This window comes from Tepidibacillus fermentans (assembly GCF_004342885.1).
GTDB lineage: Bacteria > Bacillota > Bacilli > Tepidibacillales > Tepidibacillaceae > Tepidibacillus > Tepidibacillus fermentans.
In genome coordinates this window covers 124,809-143,813 of record NZ_SMAB01000001.1, presented here as the reverse complement: position 1 = coordinate 143,813, position 19,005 = coordinate 124,809, and the positions used below count along the sequence as shown (strand labels likewise).

Genomic DNA, 19,005 nt, shown 5'->3' with positions numbered 1-19,005 from the left:
TCAAAAGGGGAAAAGAATAATGAGTGAAACCATTCGAGATTATCAACAAAAAGTAGATAAAACGGTACGAGAATTAGGAGGATATTGGCGACCACTTTCAGGGTTGGCTAGAGTTATTGAAGAATTAGGTGAGTTAAGTGAGCTCATAATGACATCGGAGAGTGATAGAGAAGAATTAGGTGGTGAGCTTGCGGATTTATTTATCATTACCGCTTCAGTAGGGAATCAGTATTGTACGGATCTGAATGAAGAATTATCATTAATGGGGTATCCAATTCATATCGATGAACTGTATCATGGTATTTCATTAATAAATAATAAAAAAGAAGGTCTAATGAAACTTATAATAAGGGCTGGACAGATTGCTAGAATTCTCAATCATTATGAGGGAGATAAGAAAAAGAAACCGACAGAGAAGAAACGAAGATTGGGTGAAGAGATTGCTAAATTTAACATTGATTTGATTGCACTGGCAAATCTCAATAATATCCCGCTTTTCACCTATGTAGATCAAATATTAGATCGTGATGTTGTGCGAGATAAGAATCGGTTTGACATCACTCACGATCCAACGACTGAACCTTCCCTCGATCATTTTCGTGAACTGACGAAAGGAACACCTTATGAATCGTTGAAGAAGGTTTGGGGTTCCTATGAATGGGATGAATCACTCTCATTAGAAAAGAACTTACAAAATACGCTTCCTACCTTTCAGCGTTTTGGGAAAGTAGGAGAAAATGAAGGACTTGAGGCGCTAGTTCTAGAAATTGTAGGAGAGGAATTTATCTCTGATGAAGAAAATCGCAATAAAACGATTCAAAGGGTGTTGCAGTTCTTCCATCGATATGATCCATATATTGGACAAGAACCAGATGTAAATGATCTAGGTCTACATGAGTTAACTTTTCGTTTTCATTATTATGGACTAGAGTTTGAATGGATTCCAATGGTAGATCAGCAGACACTGTTTATCTTGTTCATCCCGCAATATCACTAAGGAACCAGCTGAATTGCAGCTGGTGCTTTTCTTAAAGGTACAATCAGTATTAAAATGCTTCCTTTTTTCACCCAAATAACGTGCTATAATGTATAATTATTAGATTGATTTGAAGTAGAAGGAGATCGGTTATGTTAGAAGAAGATAAAAAGATTGCAATAGATAGTAAAGGGATAGGTGTTTTGTATGGAATATTGGCATATACAGCTTGGGGGTTACTCCCTTTGTATTGGAAATTATTAAAACAAATCACAGCTTTTGAAATTCTTGCCCATCGAATTGTTTGGTCCTTTGTCTTTGTCGTGGTACTTGTATTGATTTCTAGCAATTGGATCATGATTAAAAAAGTCATACATGATCGTAAAAAAATATTGTTCATCACGATAAATGCTTTTACCATTACCCTTAATTGGGGAACTTATATTTGGGCAGTCAATGCAGGTCATGTACTTGAAACCAGTTTGGGTTATTATATTAACCCCTTAGTTACGGTATTATTGGGCATGGTCTTTTTAAAGGAGAAATTAAATAATGGTCAAAAAATTGCCTTAGGATTAGCTTTTATCGGGGTAATGTTAATGACCATTCACTATGGGAAAACGCCATGGATCGCCTTAATCCTAGCTTCTAGTTTTGGTTTTTATGGCCTGATTAAAAAAATAGTACATGTAGACTCTGTCACAGGTTTAACACTAGAGACAGCGATTATTCTTCCTTTTGCGTTAGGATTTATTTTATTCAAACAATGGAATGGATTAGGTGCATTGGGGAATTTATCAGTCTTCACGACAATTCTTTTATTATTATCAGGAGTTGCGACAGCAATACCTCTTTTATGGTTTGCTAAAAGTGCAGAAAGGATCGAATTATCCACTCTTGGTTTTTTACAATATATTTCACCAACCATTACTCTTCTTTTAGGTATCTTTATTTTTCATGAACAGTTCTCAAGAGCACATCTCATTGGCTTTGGCTTTATTTGGGCAGCACTAGTGATTTATTCTTTTTCAAAAACAAGTTTCAAAAAAGCTCAGCCGATGATCATCAATACAAAAGTATAATTCGGGATTGAAGAACCTTTGCAAAAGGGTTCTTTTTTTGTGACGCGCATACGGGTATAAAGTCTTTAACTTATCTTAATGTACCCTTCTACCCAACGGTACATACGATGGTAGAATTATTTTAACTGTTTCGCTACTTCCTTCATTACATCAATAAATGCAAGGGCTGCTTTTGAGAGATAGCGGCCTTTTTTATATCCGATTACAAGAGTACGAGTAGGTGGGTCATTTCCAATTTGAAGATAAACAGGTGCTAATCCCTGAGAAAGGTTAGATCTCGCAACCATCTTTGGCACGAAGGAAACCCCCATTCCCGTAGAAACTAGGGATTGTATGGTCTCAATATTTGTACTTTCAAAAACTACGTTTGGTTGAAATCCTGCTTGTTGACAGAGTTGTTCAGCAATTTGACGGAAGCCTTGCCCTTTTTTTAATAGAATAAAAGAATCGTTTTGAAAATCTACTAGATTGACTTGTTTTTGTTTTGCTAACGGATGGGAAGGAGGAACAGCAAGTAGTATCTCTTCTTCTAGAAGAGGAATTCCTTCTACCCCAGGGGCTAGAATTGGCAGAGATAATAAACTAATATCAGTGTGGCCTTTAGCAGTTAATGATTCAAGGTTAGAAGTTGTTTCTTCGATTAATACTAGCTCAATCCCCGGATATTGCTTTTGAAAAAGTGGTAAGGCTAATGGCAAAAGATGGGAACCGGTAATGGGTAGGCTTCCAATGATCAGCTGTCCTTTTTTCATCTCTGCCACATCGATCATTTCCTTTTTCAATTGTTCCACATGATCTAGTATTTTTGCAGCTTGATCAATAAAACGTCTCCCTGCATAGGTAAGTTCAATATCCCCTGGTCTTCTTTCAAATAACTGAATTCCTACTTCCTGCTCTAATTTCTTGATCTGTTGGCTTAATGATGGTTGAGCAATATGCAGCTTCTCTGCCGCTTTGGAGAAATTTTTTTCTTGGGCTAGAACCAATGCATATTCAAGCACTCGTAGTTCCATGTGAACACCTCATTATAGGTAAAACCTATAGTATTTATAGATATTATATCTTAGACCTAATGAATTGAACATGTTAAAAATAGAGTAAAAAGTTTGAAAATTGGAAAGGAGATTTACGGATGAGACCTCGTACCATGTTTGAAAAGATTTGGGATCGACATATTGTTCACCAAGAGGATGGGAAACCAAGCCTTCTTTACATTGACCTTCATCTTGTCCATGAAGTCACTTCACCTCAAGCATTTGAAGGATTACGGTTGGCTGGTAGGAAAGTAAGAAGACCTGATTTAACCTTTGCCACGATGGACCATAATGTTCCAACAAAGGATCGTTTCAATATAACAGACCCGATTGCCAAGCAACAAATCGATACATTAATCAAGAATTGTAAAGAATTCGGTGTCCCCTTAGCAGATATGCATAGTCCGGATCAAGGGATTGTTCATATTATTGGTCCTGAGCTTGGGTTAACCCTTCCAGGTAAAACGATTGTTTGTGGTGATAGTCATACATCGACACATGGAGCCTTTGGAGCGCTAGCTTTTGGAATTGGAACAAGTGAGGTTGAACATGTTTTGGCAACGCAATGTCTCCAACAATCGAAACCAAAAACTTTAGAAGTTCGGGTTAATGGAGAAATGCCTGAAGGTACAACAGCAAAAGATCTTATTCTTGCAATTATTGCAAAATATGGAACGGATTTTGCGACAGGATATGTGATTGAATATACCGGAGAAGCGATTCGTAAAATGAATATGGAAGAACGGATGACAATATGTAATATGTCGATTGAAGCAGGAGCTAGAGCAGGAATGATCGCTCCAGATGAGACTACGTTTCAATATTTAGAAGGTCGCCGTTATGCACCTAAAGGGGAAGACTGGGTAAAAGCGGTAGAAGAATGGAAACAATTAGTAACAGATCCAGGCGCTGTATATGATAGAGTAGTGGAAATTGATGCAAGAGAGATTCTACCTCAAGTGACATGGGGAACAAGTCCTGGAATGGGAACAGACATTACAAAATCGGTACCCAATCCAGCAGATTTTAAAACAGTGAATGAACAGAAAGCGGCAGAGGCGGCATTAAAATATATGGGACTAACTCCAGGAACACCAATGAATGAAGTGAAAATTGATAAGGTGTTTATTGGTTCGTGTACGAATGGAAGATTGGAAGACCTTCGTGCTGCAGCAAAAGTGGTTAAAGGGTATAAAGTGGCCCCGCATGTTCACGCCATTGTCGTTCCTGGATCACAAGAGGTAAAAAAACAAGCTGAAAAAGAGGGATTGGATAAAATTTTCATCGAGGCTGGGCTTGAATGGAGAGAGCCTGGATGCAGTATGTGTTTAGCGATGAATCCCGATGTTTTGCAACCTTATGAACGCTGTGCTTCTACTTCAAATCGGAACTTTGAAGGACGTCAAGGAAGAGATGGGAGAACCCATTTAGTAAGTCCAGCAATGGCAGCTGCAGCAGCGATTAAAGGGCACTTTACCGATATTCGTGAATGGAAATATCAATAGGGGAGGAGAAGTTTTATGAAACCTTTTCATCGATTAACCAGTATAGTTGCACCTCTAGATCGAGTGAATGTGGATACAGACGCCATCATTCCGAAACAATTTTTGAAACGAATTGAACGTTCTGGGTTTGGACAGTTTCTTTTTTACGAATGGAGATTTGATCATCAAGGTAGTCCCAAACCTGAGTTTGAATTGAATCAGGAGAGGTATCAAGGGGCAAACATTCTTGTTGCAAGGGCCAATTTTGGTTGTGGTTCTTCAAGGGAACATGCGCCATGGGCATTACTTGACTATGGGTTTCAAGTCATTATTGCACCATCGTTTGCCGATATTTTTTATAACAACTGTTTTAAAAACGGCATTTTACCCATTCGCTTAACAGAAGAAGAAGTGGATCAGATTTTTCAACGTGTCAGAGAAAAAGAAGGATACCAATTGACGGTTGATCTTAAGGAACAAACGATTCAAGATGATGAAGGTTTACAATTCACCTTTGAAGTGGATCCTTATCGCAAATACTTACTACTTCATGGCCTTGATGATATTGGGATCACCCTTGAACATGAAGAAAAGATAAAAGCATATGAAGAAAAATTGCCATCATATTACAAGATTTCTTATTAGTAAAAGAATTTATTCATATTGCATTGTGAGGAGTGATTAAACTGAATACACTAGCTAAATTGAGTTCATTTGTAGGAAGAACGTTTGCTGTATGGGTGTTATTTTTTGCTGTCTTAGCTTACTTCTTTCCATCTTCATTTGTCTGGTTAGGAAAATACATTGTACCTTTATTAGGGATTATTATGTTTGGAATGGGTTTAACTCTTTCAGCGGCTGATTTTAAAGAGGTTTTTCGTCGACCAAAAGATGTTGTGATTGGGGTATTAGGACAGTTTTTGATCATGCCGGCCATTGCATTTGGTTTAGCGAAAGGGTTAGCGTTGCCACCTGAAGTAGCGGTAGGTGTTATTTTGGTAGGAAGTGCACCTGGAGGAACAGCGTCTAATGTCATGACCTTTTTAGCAAAAGGTGATCTAGCTTTATCGGTTGCCATTACTTCTGTTACCACATTATTAGCACCAATTGTTACTCCTTTTCTTATCTATATCTTGGCTAGTCAATGGGTACCAGTAAATGGAGGAGCACTATTTTGGTCAATTGTGAAAATCGTGATCATTCCAATAGTATTGGGACTTATTATAAAAACGGTATTTAAAAAACAGGCTGAAGCTGGTACTCAAGTTCTTCCTTTGATTTCGGTTATCGCCATTGTTGCCATTGTAATGGGAGTTGTTGCAGGAAGTCAACAAAAGATTGCAGAAACAGGCTTTCTTCTTTTTACTGTCGTGATTTTACATAATATTTTGGGACTCTTATTAGGTTATCTTTTTGCTAAATTATTTAAATTGGACTTAGCAAAAAGAAAAGCCTTATCTATTGAAGTAGGTATGCAAAACTCCGGTTTAAGCGCTGCTCTTGCCGCAGCACATTTCTCACCTTTGTCTGCCGTACCTAGTGCCATTTTTAGCGTTTGGCATAATATCTCTGGTCCAATTGCTGCTACGATTTTTCGTCGAATGGGTAACTCGAATTCAGAGGAATATGATATAAAGGTTAATGATAAAAACGTAAAAGCTTAAGGCTCATATTTATAGAGGGGAAACCCTTTTTTTTTTAGCTTTTGGCATGTATGCTTCTAAAAGCATATCTTTTGGGCGTTAGAACATACAAGCCTATATTTTTGTTAAAAAAAGATTTTACATTATTATTATTTTTTAAATTTTAAAATTATTGACGGAGGAGGAGTTTTAGACTAGTATTATTTTATCATAACTTCAATATCTGACATACAATATTATGATAACTTACATAAAAAAGAAAAATGTTGAAAAGTATTAGGGAGGAATATCGGGACAGAATGAGAAAAATGCATGAATATGCCACATAAGATAATAATTATTCAAAATGGGGTGATAAAATGGAAAATGTTCAACAATTAAGAATGAAAATTAGAGCTAATGAATTTACAAAACCTACGACAGGTTATGGGATGGATCGATTACAAGCAAACGTAGTCATTCTACCGAAAAAATACGCTTACGATTTTCTATTATTTTCTATCAGAAATCCCAAACCTTGCCCAATATTAGAGATTACGGATGCCGGTTCACCTTATATAAAAAAATATTCAGATGATATAATTGATATAAGAACTGACGTTCCTAAATACCGTGTATTTAAAAATGGTGAACTCGTTGATGAACCATTGGATATAAAGGATATTTGGCAAGATGATTTTGTAACCTTTCTTCTAGGATGCAGTTTCACTTTTGAAAATGAATTAATAAATAACGGAATACCCTTAAAACACATCAACCAAGAGAAAAACGTGGCGATGTATATTACGAATATTGAGACTGAACCAGCAGGATCTTTTAGGGGAAAGCAAGTTGTAAGTATGAGACCATTTCATTATTCTTTAATCCCTCGTGTTGTCGAAATTACTTCTAGATTTCCTAGTGCACATGGTTCCCCTATTCATATAGGAGATCCTAACCAAATTGGTATCAAAGACATCCATTCACCAGACTTTGGTGATCCCATTGACATCGCAGAAGATGAAGTGCCTGTGTTTTGGGCATGTGGTGTAACACCTCAAGTCGCTGTCTTAAATAGCAAACCAGAGATCATGATTACTCACGCTCCAGGGCATATGCTCATTACGGATTATCCAACAGCCAAACTGGCACGCTAAACCAAACACCAATTCCCTGACAATGATTTGTCAAATCCCCTTGATATTAGGCATGAAACGAATTGAACAGTTAAAAGAGGTCGCCAAATCTTTCAATGGACTTCAAACTGGCACTCAATTGGCTGAAGAAGAATTTACGATATTTACTCGTGAAGTACGAGTATTTAACCAACCGTTTAGACGAGCTCCAAAAACGATTGAGTGATATGGTTCAAACGATTCCAGGGGCTAAAGAAATGTGTGACATCAACCAATACCAGCATCCACGCCAATGGCGGAACTCAATTTAAAAAAGAAAGAATCCGGTCTACATAGAAGAAAGACGACGATTATTTCATTTTTAAAATTTGAGGAATGGAATTTATTTTCAAATACCCCTACAAACCAAATATTTAAAGAAATTCAATTTTTATCCATCAAAATCGATACCTATCATCAAACAATCATTGTGAAATTGTAAGAAAACACTAGAAATCGTGAGATGAATTTAATTTTATAGAGGGAGAGAATCAAGAATGGCAGATCATACGATGATTACAAACACAACAAAGCCACAAAAGAAAAAAGGAAAGTTAGGAATTATTCTTGGTGCAATCTTTATCATGGCAACATCTGCTATTGGGCCGGGTTTTTTAACACAGACAACAGTTTTTACGGAAAAATTTCTCGCGAATTTTGCCTTTGCGATTTTAGCTTCGATTATTGTTGATATTGGTGCGCAAGTAAATATTTGGAGGATTATTGCTGTATCAAGAAAAAGGGGTCAGGATATTGCGAATATGGTTTTCCCAGGACTTGGACATTTAGTTGCCGCATTAATCGTGTTAGGAGGTCTTACGTTTAATATCGGTAACGTTGCAGGAGCAGGCTTGGGGTTAAATGTTATTTTTGGAATTTCACCGGTTAAAGGTGCAGTCATTTCTGCAATATTAGCGATTATTGTTTTTAGTATAAAAGAATCAGGAAAAGTGATGGATTTAATCGCTCAAGTATTAGGTGGAATCATGATTATCCTTGTGGGATATGTTATGTTTACGACACACCCACCGGTTGGACAAGCCGTAGTGAAAAGTTTTTTACCAGATGATTACGGAATCTTGTTTTTACCAATAATTACATTGATTGGTGGAACGGTTGGGGGATATATTACATTTGCTGGTGGTCATCGTTTATTGGATGCGGGAATTACAGGGGAAGAGAGTATTCCTGAAGTCAATCGTGCTTCCACTCTCGGTATTATTGTCACAGGAATTATGCGTGTCTTTTTATTTCTTGCAGTACTAGGTGTCGTTACAGCGGGGCACAAGTTAGATCCAACAAATCCAGCTGCTGACGCATTTAAAATTGCTTTAGGAGATTTGGGTTATAAATTTTTTGGTATCGTTTTATGGTCTGCAGCAATCACCTCTGTAATTGGTGCGGCGTATACAAGTGTTTCTTTCTTACGTTCTTTCCATCCGTTCTTTGATAAGTTCAACAACTATATCATCATAGTGTTTATTTTGTTCTCCACACTTGTATTCACCATCGTAGGTAAACCAGTAACGTTGTTGGTTATTGCTGGCTCATTAAATGGTCTAATTCTACCGTTAACATTGGGTTCAATCCTTATTGGATCGCGGAATAAAAAAATTGTCGGGGAAACCTATAAACATCCGATGTGGATGATCCTTTTTGGCATTTTTGCGGTTGCAATAACAACTTATGCCGGTTGGGTTTCACTCCAAGGAATTGCTGACTTGTGGAAGTAATAGAGAGATATATGGTTAGGGGGAATGATGGTGAGAAATAGAGCCTCTATCTACCCTATAGGGGACAAAGCGATTACGGTAAAATTTGGAGATGAAATTTCCCCGGAAATCAATGGTAGAGTCATTGCATTTGCGCAATATTTATCTAAACAAGTCGTTGATGGCATTATCGAGTCTGTTCCAACCTATACAGATGTGACCATTTACTATAATCCTCTCATTTTGTCTTATGAGGAAATCAAAAGACGAATTCAAGGTTGGCTTAACCAAAAAATGACATACCAGATTGAAAATCAGCGTTTGATCTATCTACCAGTACTCTATGGTGGAGAATATGGTCCTGATTTAGATTATGTCGCTAATTATCACGGGATTGATCGTGAAGAGGTGATTCGAGTTCATACATCGATCGATTACCGAGTTTATATGCTAGGATTTGCTCCAGGATTTCCTTATCTAGGGGGATTACCTGAAATCTTGCATACCCCTCGATTAGAAAAACCCAGAGTTCAAATTCCGGCTGGATCGGTTGGGATAGCAGGGAAACAAACAGGGGTTTATCCTTTATCTACCCCAGGGGGATGGCAAATTATTGGCCATACCCCTGTGCCTCTTTTTGAGAAAAAAGAAGAGTCTAACCCTATTCTATTACGTGCAGGGGATTTGATCCGTTTTGTTTCCATCGATCTGATTCAATATGAACAAATCGAAGAGCAGATTAGGAAAGGAATCTATCAAGTGCAAATAGAGAGGATAGAAAGGATGAGTGGGTATGAAAATTGATATCAATAGCGACATGGGGGAGAGTTTTGGCCATTTTAAAGTAGGGAATGATCGAGAATTGATGAAGTATATCACGTCTGCAAATGTGGCCTGTGGATTTCATGCAGGAGATCCAAAGACACTTCATCAAACGATTTTGTTCGCAAAAGAAATGGGAGTCGCTGTAGGCGCACATCCAGGGTTTTATGATGTCCGTGGTTTTGGCCGAAAAGGAATAATAGTAAGTCCAGAAGAAATCTATTATGATGTTCTTTATCAATTGGGTGCAATAAAGGCATTTACAGATGTACATCAAGTACGATTACAACATGTAAAGCCACACGGTGCTCTGTATAATATGGCTCATAAAGATTTGGAACTTTCGCAAGCCATTGTGAATGCCATCTATGACTTTGATAAGAATCTGATTGTTTTTGGAATTGACGGTGGGAAATTGCTTCAGGCCGCAAAAGAGAAAGGGTTAAGAATAGCGAGAGAATTTTTTGTGGATCGAACTTATCAAAATGATGGATCCCTTACCCCAAGGACAAAGGAGAACGCTTATGTCTATGACCCTAACGAAGCAGCAGAAAGAGTGGTTCGTTTAATCAAAGAAAAGAGGGTACAAGCTACTGATGGCACTTGGGTTATAATGGATGCGGATACATTGTGTGTTCATGGTGATGGTGAACATGCGCTTACTTTGGCTAAGGCTGTCTATGATCGATTAATAGCAGAACAAATCGAACTCATTCCAATTGGTAAGTCTATCGTGGGGTGATCAAGATGACTCATCCTATACTGGAAATAACCAAAGCAGGGTTACACACCTCGATTCAGGACCTCGGAAGGTATGGATATCAAGAATATGGTGTTATTGTGGGCGGAGCGATGGATTCCTATGCTTTACGTCTAGGAAACTATCTTGTAGGGAATCGAGAAGGTGAAGCTGCAATTGAAATGTTTTATGGAAATACTATTTTTCGTATATTGGCTTCATCTTATATTGCAATTACGGGTGCGAAGACGAGGGTATTATTAAATGGAACAACAGTTCCGTTGTGGAAAGGGTTTCACGTTGAAAAAGGGGATTATCTAGAAATTGGTGTTCCTGAAGAAGGCTATATTAATTATTTGGCGATTCGCGGCGGTATTCATGGTGAAGTCTTTTTAAACAGTAAATCTACCTATTTACGAGGACGCTTTGGAGGATTAGGCCGATTGTTAAAAAATCGGGATATCCTGTTGGGAAGAACTGATGTTAAGTCAGATCACCTGCTAAAAAGGAGTTTAGCAAAAGAATTGATTCCAACCTATTCAAAACATCTAACAGCTCGTGTCGTAATTACCCCACAAGCCAATTATTTTACCAAGGAAAGTATCCGGAGATTCTTCTCAACAGTTTATACGGTTTCTAGACAATCGGATCGAATGGGTTACCGGTTAGATGGAGAACCCTTAGAATATCGAATCCATCAGAATATCATTACAGATGCGATCCCTTTAGGAGCGATTCAAGTGCCGGACAATGGGTTGCCGATTATCTTATTAAGCGATCATCAAACGACTGGTGGTTACCCAAAAATCGGAATCATCGCATCAGTGGATATTCCTCTTGTTGCCCAGCTTCGACCAGGACAAACACTTTCTTTTAAACCGATATCTGTTCAGAAAAGTCAAGAGCTATGGATAGAACAGGAGAAACAATTAGTGATCACAAAACTTACAAGTTAATTTAGGCATTTCACCCAGGGCATTTGTCGGTAACAAGTGCCTTTTTTTTTGCAAAAGGAATATCCACAGTCACCACATTTACAATGAAACCTATATTTTCCAAAAGAGATCCTTTGGTGTATGAATTGGTATAATAATTTGGTAAAATGAACATAGTTAAGGAATAAATACCCAAAAGAAGGTGGCAGAAATGGAAGGTGTAGGGCTTGTTCTTGAAGGTGGAGGAATGAGAGGTGTTTATACAGCAGGTGTTCTAGAATTTTTTATGGAACAGGATTTGTACTTTCCTTATGTCATTGGAGTATCGGCAGGGGCTTGTAATGCCTGTTCGTATATCTCTCGACAAAAAGGAAGGAATAAAAGGGTAACTATTGACTATGTAAATGATCCCCGTTATTTAAGTTATCGAAATTTATGGAAGGAAAAAAGTATCTTTGGAATGGATTTTATCTTTGATGAGATTCCAAAGCGACTCGATCCCTTTGATTTTGAAACGTTCAATCATTCAAAACAGCGATTTATCGTGGGAACTACTGATGTTTTTACAGGAAAACCGGTCTATTTTGATCGAGAATCAGTTGAAGATGTATTGCAACTTGTACGTGCATCGAGTAGTCTTCCATTTGCAGCGCCAACAGTACATATTGATGGATACACCCTTTTAGATGGGGGAATTGCTGATCCAATACCTATACGTAAGTCAATAAAGGATGGGAATCTTAAAAATGTGATTGTGCTTACAAGAAATAGGGGATATCGAAAAAGGCCTTTCAAATATAAATGGTTAGCAAAAAGAAAATATCCAAGATATCAAGGACTTATCGATGCCATGGTGAATCGCCATCAAGTGTATAATGAAACATTAGATTTCATCAAGCAGTTAGAAGAAGAGAAAAAAGCTTTTGTGATTCGTCCGTCTCAACCGTTGTCTGTGAAGCGTACGGAAAAGGATCAAAAGAAATTAGAAGAATTATATCATCAGGGATACGAGGATGCGAAAAAGAGTTACATACATTTAAAAAGATGGATAGAAAATTAGGCTGACCTTTAGGCGGCCTGTTTTTTTATTTAATCTGGCCAAGAAATGATAAAATAAAGGAATGTAGAGAATATGCAAAAAGAAAAGAGGGTTAGTTTATGTTGCGGATTGGAGTAGGATCAAAAAATCCAGCAAAAGTACAAGCAGTTCGTTCTGCTTTTGAGAAGATTGGGTATGAAGTAGAAATTATCGGCTTAAACGTACCTTCGGGAGTATCGGATCAACCGTTTTCAGATGAAGAGACGATTCGTGGGGCAATCAACCGGGCAACGGCGGTGATGGCATATGCAAAAGAACATACAAATGTAGGTGCCCTTGATTACGCCGTTGGTTTAGAAGGAGGAGTAGTTGAGACTCCATTTGGTTTCTTTCTCTGTAACTGGGGTGCTGTTGTAAACGCTGATGGGGAGATTGGAATCGGTGGTGGTCAACGGGTTCAACTCCCACAGATTATTGTCGACGGACTGCAAAAAGGAAAAGAGCTAGGCGATATCATTGATCCGATTGCGGGAAAGGATGATGTAAGAAAAAAGGAAGGTACAATTGGAATTTTAACCAATAGCCAGATTACCCGTAGCCAGATGTTTACGGATGTGGTCGTTTGTTCCTTTGCTCGCTTTTTACACCCCGAACTTTATTAGATCATGCTATCAATCAGTTTCCTGACGATTTTTCAAAACAAAACTGTAAAATGAGTGGTAAATGATTCAGAAAAAGCTCCCTTTGCATATATTTCTAACACCTCAGAAATCTAATAATCTATGACCAATGTGTGGATTAGAATGAACACTATGTCACCTTTCCCTAACTTTTTTATACTTTTTTTAGTAGAGAACATAAAAGGGGAAAAAATAGTTAACTATCTTAGAAACTTTGATATTCTATGTTCATAAACTAAGAAATAGAAAAAAGGAAAGGTAGGGATTTGAATTGGCATATTTAGTTGCACTGGATTATGGTCACGGGGGTTCTGATAGTGGTGCTTCGGCAAATGGACTAGTGGAAAAAGTTCTAAATCGAAAAATCGGATACCAAGTTCGCGACTTACTCATTTATAATGGAATTCAAGTTGTTGAACTAGCCGATGATGAAAATACCTATGTAAGTCTACAGGAGCGATCAAATAAAGCTAATAAAAGTGGTGCTCATATCGTCGTAAGTATGCACAACAATGCAGGTGGTGGAGAAGGAGCAGAGATTATTTATTCAATAGTTGGTGGTAAGGGAAAGGAATTAGCAGAGAAACTACAAACTGAGATTTCAAAACATCAGGTATTTCGGAAGATATATACACGTGTTGGTGCAAATGGACGAGACTACTATCATATGATTCGAGAAACAAAAGCACCAGCCGTCATTATTGAATACGGATTCGTAGATAATGTTAACGACGTACAACGGTTAAAGAATCCTGCATTTCTAGAAACAATGGCAAAAGATACGGTTCGAGGAATATGTAACTATTTTGGAGTCGTTTATAAGGAGCCTCAACCAAAACAGAATGATGAGGACGAGAAGCCGACTGATAGCGATCCACTCGATGGAATTGTTCATCGTGACATTGTTGACGGAACACAAGTGGGTGCCTTTGATAATCCAGAATCAATCGCCGATCTAGTAGTCAAATATGTGAGTCAAGGAAAGAAAAACATCGTGATTCAACGAGTATAAAGGTAATACAGATCTGTGAATAGGTTATCAACAGCCAGGATTCGAAGATAGTGGGTTTGTATATTCCATAAGCGACATAGCACGACTAGCAGCTTTAGCTGTGTAGCGTGACTTGTACACTTTGTGCATTTCTGAAAGTGTATTTATACACGAACAACGGAGTGCGTTGAATATACAACCCTTTTTTTAATGTATTTGTGGACAAGAAGCAGAATTATTAAGAAGTATGATGGTATTATGTGAAAAACATGAATAAGTTAAAATTTTCACAGATTGTCGTTAAATCTTCATAAATCTGAAGACATTTTCAATTATTTTTCCTATAAAATAAAAATTGTAAAGTAGATTGTGAAACTAATCTCAAATTCATTGAGGAGTGATGGACTTGTTATCCAATATTGGTATTCCAGGGTTGATCTTAATTTTAGTCATTGCATTGATAATTTTTGGACCGCAAAAACTTCCTGAATTAGGAAGAGCAGCTGGAAGGACGTTGAAAGAATTCAAAAGCGCAACCAGAGACTTAATTGATGAAGAAATAGATACCAAAAAGAAAGAGGAAAAATAGTGTTATTCTTAACTTCTAGCACTTCTTTCTGATTGATTGAAAAGGGTGATTCGAGGTGACATAGGGTTATGAGAGAGGAATTGCAGCGATTACTTAGTGAATCGATTTCAGTTGAACCAAAAGTCTGTTTGAATTATCTTCGAAAAGATATTGGCTGCGAGCAATGTGTTGAACATTGTCCCGCTGAAGCCATATCCTTTCAATCGCGAATTCCTGTCATTCAACATTCTAAATGCGTAAATTGCGGAGCATGTGTGAGTGCGTGTCCAGTTTTGGCAATCGATCATGTGCAAAAACCTTACCATGAGTTGCAAAAGCAAATCGAAGAACACAGAGAGGCTCGGATTACATGTCAAAGAATGGAATCCTATCAAAAGGGAATTAAGGTTCCGTGTTATCTATATTTAGATGTGCCAATACTTTTGACTTATGGAAAAGGAAAAGAACGATTAAATTTTACCATTGAACCTTGTCAAAACTGCGAATATGCATTTTTGAATCCAAAACAACATTTCTTAAAGTTACAGGAAAAAATAAATCTTTACCAAATACCATTAAAAATTGAAGTTACGGAAGAACCACTTACAATGGAACAAAAAGATGAAATTGTGGGTGGAATAACAAGAAGAGATTTATTGAAAAAATTTTCGATAAAAAATTTAAGGGAAGTGTTACTACCAGAAGAGGAAGAAGAAAAAGAGAATCCAAAAACGATCAGTTTAACGAATGAAGAAAAACCTCTTTATAAAAGAGGAATCTTTAATCAAATTGTTATTCAAAAATATATAGATTTAGGATATACAAATAGAACTCTACCAGAAGCAGAGTTTATCAAAATTCATATCGATGATTCCTGTGTTGGATGTAATATTTGTGAGAGTCTTTGCCCAACTCAAGCACTGCGATGGGAAAACGACGAAAATGAAAGTCGTTTAGTCTTCTCCGCAGTAGAATGTATAGCTTGTAAAAACTGCAATGCTTGCCCAGAAACAAGCATTCAATTTCAGGCAATTACTTTTGAGGAGTATGTCCAGCAAAAAACAAATCGATTAAAAAGCTTTTCTCGAAAGATTTGTACTGAGTGTGGTGATGAGTTTAGAACAAAAGCAGATGAGAATGTTTGTACATTCTGTTCCGCCAAAAAAGAACAGGACCCATTAAGATTTTTTCAATCCTAATGAAAAACCCGATCCACATCTTCTGGATGCGTGTATCATCATGTGTATGTTCTAGGTAATCATGAAGTTGTCTATAACATTTACTCTATCACTTGGGCAGAGCGGGCAATTCACCATCTGTAATTGATTAAAAAGGGTGTAGATGTAAGGAGAGAAAAACCATGTCAGAGATCGGATTGGAACAAAAGGAAGTAGTAGAAGAGATCTATTTAATACTTGCTGAATTTTTTAAATTTCCGACAGAGGAATTTTATCAAGAGGTAGTACAGGGCCTCATTGATCAACGCCTAGAAGAATTAACTGGATTCATGGGCTATCCAAAACCTAATGTTTTTTTCAAAAACAGATTTACTAGCTTCCAAGAGATGAAACAGCTTTATGTTCGTTGTTTTATGGGCGTAGTACAACCCTACGCTCCTCCTGTAGAATCTGTCTACAAAGTATGGACTAAAGATCCAACAGCATCATTACCGAACGCAACGAGCAAAGGATATTATTATGGAGATTCAGCATTACATCTTCGTCATTTATATCAACAATTTCAATTAGAAATACCAGAAGAATATACGAGCATGCCTGATCATCTCACGTTATTATTGGAGTTTTTAACCTTTTTGGTTCAGAACGGTACGATTAGACAAGTATACCAGCTGATTGTCGATCACTTTGATTGGCTGGATGATTTTAGAACAGAGTTAACGAAGGTTGAGAACAGTCAATTTTACTTAGATGTGACAGATGTATTGATCGCAATCATTTCATATGAGCGACAAAGTCTAGCCAACATCAATCAAATCGAAGATTCCGTCTGAAAGGAGTGAATCAATGGAACAAGATAATGGTACTTATCATATAACAACATCACCAACAACTATCCATATCAACGCCGATGGAACGTATACTTTCTAACAATATGATTGTACTCTCTATTTCTTAAACTTGCATGATTCTATGATGAGAACATGTAAGTTTTTTCATATCTTTTACTTTTTAACAATTCCTTGAATGTTTTTTGATTCTTCACCTTTTTTTATATAGATTTGGTACAATCAGATGAACAAAGGTCTTTTACTTTTTTTCGGTTAGAAGTATTGGGGGGGAGAATGGTGATTTTTGATATTGAAAAAGAAGACATTGTGGTCGATTCCGATAGAATAGAAGAAGTCATTCAACAGATTCAAAAAGAAAACCCTGGTTTTTGCCAGATCATTATGAAAGATATAGATGAAGAACAAATTAGAAAGGAAATTTATCAATATTTTTTTCATTTTGAACTTCATTGTCTAGAATCCTGTTATATGAATTCTTTACAACGTCATCGTTCACAACAAGCTCTTCATGTCTTAAAAAATCTATTTTCACCTCGGCATGAATCCTTAACCCATTTTTCTGTTCTTAGTAATCTAAAAAAATGCCTAGATCATCGTCACACTGAGGTGAGTTTAAGTTTTGCCTATGAGATTCTCTTCTTGTTACGGGCGTTAAAAGGGAAGACTGGTCTAGAGCAAAAAGAGGAAAATAGTCCAATCGCTACCCGACCTGAATGGGGTCGTCTTGACGAATTGTCTCAAGAAGTTAAGACGTGGATGAAACGTTATCCTAGTGGATTAGATTATCAAGTGATTAAGCAAAGAAAACAGAATCAAGAAATGATTAAATCCATGTTCGGGATTACGGATAAGGAATGGAAGGATTGGAACTGGCAATGTCAACATGTGATCCGTGATTTGAAAGAGTTAGAATCATTTACGAAACTGACTGAAAAAGAAAAAGAATCGATCCTATTAGCCAATGAACATCAGATTCCTTTTGGGATTACCCCTTATTACTTGTCATTGCTGGATCTAAGCGATTCTTCGATAAAATATGACCATGCTATTCGCAACCATGCTTTTCCTCCTCTTCATTATATTCAACGGTTGATTGAGATGAAAAAACGTCAGAATACGGAACCTTTGAATAATCCAAAACAAACACCGGAAGAGATCTCGATCCGCAGGGGTTATCCGATGATTGCTATTTTCAGGCCCATTCCGACGCATACTCAATATTGTTTATATGGGGAACGAAATTGGGAAATGAATGATGCACTTGGGAAGAAAAAACCAGTACAGATGGATAAAATTGATCGTGCTGTTCGTTGGTTTGAAAAGCATACTGAAGTGACTGAAGTATTGATAGCAGGGGATATCCTCATTTTTGATGATGATATTATCGAAGAGATACTATCTCGTCTAGCGGATATCTCTCACATTCAGCGAATTCGTGTTTCGACAAGGATCCCTGTCATTCTGCCAAATCGCATCACCGATTCATTAGTACACCTTTTAAGTTCCTATCAGATCTCAGGTAGAAGAGAAATTTCTTTAATGACTCATTTTGAACATGCATATGAGGTTACCTTAGAAGCAATGGAGGTCGTTCAAAAGTTAAGAAAAGCAGGAGTTCATGTCTATAATCAGTCGATTTATACGATTGACAATTCCAGACGCTTTGAAATGTCTGCTTTACGAAAACAACTTCGACTGATCGGTGTGGATCCTTATTATTCTTTCAATGCTAAAAAAGATACTCCTGAAGAAAGAGTACCGATTGCACGAATGATTCAAGAGCAAAATGAGGAGTCACGACTTGCTCCTGGTATTGATCGCGAAGATGAGGCAGTGTTTAATATTCCGGGTATTGGTAAGAATTATTTAAGAGCTTCTCAAGAACATGAATTGATCATGATTCTCGCGGATGGATCACGAATCTATGAATTTTATCCTTCTGATGCTCATTTGTTCCGTCAAAAAACGTTCTTATATCGTGATGTACCTATTTATACCTTTTTAAAAGAATTAGAAAAAAGGGGAGAAAGGATTAAGGACTATCGTTCTATCTGGTACTATTATTAAAAATTAATTATAATTATTTCCATTGGTATTCAAAATGAATAAAATGGAAA

The 19,005-nt window shown here is 37.2% G+C and carries 20 protein-coding genes; 19 read left to right on the top strand and 1 reads right to left on the bottom strand.

Going from position 1 to position 19,005, the window contains the following annotated elements:
- Positions 1-19: 19 nt before the first annotated feature.
- Positions 20-997: a nucleoside triphosphate pyrophosphohydrolase family protein gene (locus EDD72_RS00710; protein ID WP_132766714.1), complete on the top strand. Its 978-nt coding sequence runs from the start codon at positions 20-22 to the stop codon at positions 995-997.
- Positions 998-1,128: 131 nt separating this feature from the next.
- Positions 1,129-2,058, top strand: a complete 930-nt coding sequence (rarD, locus tag EDD72_RS00705; protein ID WP_132766713.1) for an EamA family transporter RarD — start codon at positions 1,129-1,131, stop codon at positions 2,056-2,058.
- 116 nt (positions 2,059-2,174) lie between these two features.
- Here the strand turns inward: rarD and EDD72_RS00700 are convergent, their stop codons facing one another.
- Positions 2,175-3,071 (bottom strand): LysR family transcriptional regulator, encoded by an 897-nt coding sequence (locus tag EDD72_RS00700; protein ID WP_132766712.1) that lies wholly within the window; start codon positions 3,069-3,071, stop codon positions 2,175-2,177.
- Between the two features lie 119 nt (positions 3,072-3,190).
- Here EDD72_RS00700 and leuC point away from each other — a divergent pair, with 119 nt between their 5' ends.
- From leuC to EDD72_RS00620, 17 genes are all read left to right on the top strand, one after another.
- Positions 3,191-4,597, top strand: coding sequence for a 3-isopropylmalate dehydratase large subunit (gene leuC / locus EDD72_RS00695; protein WP_132766711.1), 1,407 nt, complete (start codon positions 3,191-3,193; stop codon positions 4,595-4,597).
- 15 nt (positions 4,598-4,612) lie between these two features.
- Positions 4,613-5,221 carry a 3-isopropylmalate dehydratase small subunit gene (gene leuD / locus EDD72_RS00690; RefSeq protein ID WP_132766710.1) on the top strand — a complete coding sequence of 203 codons (609 nt, stop codon included), beginning with the start codon at positions 4,613-4,615 and terminating at the stop codon, positions 5,219-5,221.
- A gap of 41 nt (positions 5,222-5,262) precedes the next feature.
- On the top strand, positions 5,263-6,240 hold the full coding sequence (locus tag EDD72_RS00685) for a bile acid:sodium symporter family protein (protein WP_132766828.1): 978 nt from the start codon (positions 5,263-5,265) through the stop codon (positions 6,238-6,240).
- 338 nt (positions 6,241-6,578) lie between these two features.
- On the top strand, positions 6,579-7,355 hold the full coding sequence (locus tag EDD72_RS00680) for a putative hydro-lyase (protein WP_132766709.1): 777 nt from the start codon (positions 6,579-6,581) through the stop codon (positions 7,353-7,355).
- Positions 7,356-7,407: 52 nt separating this feature from the next.
- Positions 7,408-7,560: a hypothetical protein gene (locus tag EDD72_RS12405; protein ID WP_165894865.1), complete on the top strand. Its 153-nt coding sequence runs from the start codon at positions 7,408-7,410 to the stop codon at positions 7,558-7,560.
- 66 nt (positions 7,561-7,626) lie between these two features.
- Positions 7,627-7,815 carry a hypothetical protein gene (locus EDD72_RS00675; RefSeq protein WP_132766708.1) on the top strand — a complete coding sequence of 63 codons (189 nt, stop codon included), beginning with the start codon at positions 7,627-7,629 and terminating at the stop codon, positions 7,813-7,815.
- A 55-nt stretch (positions 7,816-7,870) separates the two neighbouring features.
- Positions 7,871-9,106 carry an NRAMP family divalent metal transporter gene (locus tag EDD72_RS00670; RefSeq protein ID WP_132766707.1) on the top strand — a complete coding sequence of 412 codons (1,236 nt, stop codon included), beginning with the start codon at positions 7,871-7,873 and terminating at the stop codon, positions 9,104-9,106.
- A 30-nt stretch (positions 9,107-9,136) separates the two neighbouring features.
- A complete protein-coding gene (gene pxpB / locus EDD72_RS00665; RefSeq protein WP_243643733.1) occupies positions 9,137-9,889 on the top strand; it encodes a 5-oxoprolinase subunit PxpB in 753 nt (250 codons plus the stop codon).
- Positions 9,879-10,649, top strand: coding sequence for a LamB/YcsF family protein (locus EDD72_RS00660; RefSeq protein ID WP_132766706.1), 771 nt, complete (start codon positions 9,879-9,881; stop codon positions 10,647-10,649). Before pxpB ends, EDD72_RS00660 begins: the two co-directional genes overlap by 11 nt.
- A 5-nt stretch (positions 10,650-10,654) precedes the next feature.
- Positions 10,655-11,602: a 5-oxoprolinase subunit C family protein gene (locus EDD72_RS00655; protein ID WP_132766705.1), complete on the top strand. Its 948-nt coding sequence runs from the start codon at positions 10,655-10,657 to the stop codon at positions 11,600-11,602.
- A 190-nt stretch (positions 11,603-11,792) separates the two neighbouring features.
- Positions 11,793-12,641, top strand: a complete 849-nt coding sequence (locus EDD72_RS00650; RefSeq protein ID WP_132766826.1) for a patatin-like phospholipase family protein — start codon at positions 11,793-11,795, stop codon at positions 12,639-12,641.
- Positions 12,642-12,739: 98 nt separating this feature from the next.
- Positions 12,740-13,282: an inosine/xanthosine triphosphatase gene (gene yjjX / locus EDD72_RS00645; protein WP_132766704.1), complete on the top strand. Its 543-nt coding sequence runs from the start codon at positions 12,740-12,742 to the stop codon at positions 13,280-13,282.
- 289 nt (positions 13,283-13,571) lie between these two features.
- Entirely contained in the window at positions 13,572-14,312 is a 741-nt protein-coding gene (locus tag EDD72_RS00640; RefSeq protein WP_132766703.1) for an N-acetylmuramoyl-L-alanine amidase family protein, read from the top strand.
- A 385-nt stretch (positions 14,313-14,697) separates the two neighbouring features.
- Positions 14,698-14,880, top strand: coding sequence for a twin-arginine translocase TatA/TatE family subunit (locus tag EDD72_RS00635; protein ID WP_132766825.1), 183 nt, complete (start codon positions 14,698-14,700; stop codon positions 14,878-14,880).
- 68 nt (positions 14,881-14,948) lie between these two features.
- Positions 14,949-16,058: a 4Fe-4S dicluster domain-containing protein gene (locus tag EDD72_RS00630; RefSeq protein ID WP_132766702.1), complete on the top strand. Its 1,110-nt coding sequence runs from the start codon at positions 14,949-14,951 to the stop codon at positions 16,056-16,058.
- Between the two features lie 161 nt (positions 16,059-16,219).
- Positions 16,220-16,870, top strand: a complete 651-nt coding sequence (locus tag EDD72_RS00625; protein ID WP_132766701.1) for a TorD/DmsD family molecular chaperone — start codon at positions 16,220-16,222, stop codon at positions 16,868-16,870.
- 294 nt (positions 16,871-17,164) lie between these two features.
- A complete protein-coding gene (locus EDD72_RS00620; RefSeq protein ID WP_165894863.1) occupies positions 17,165-18,955 on the top strand; it encodes a KamA family radical SAM protein in 1,791 nt (596 codons plus the stop codon).
- Positions 18,956-19,005: the final 50 nt, after the last annotated feature.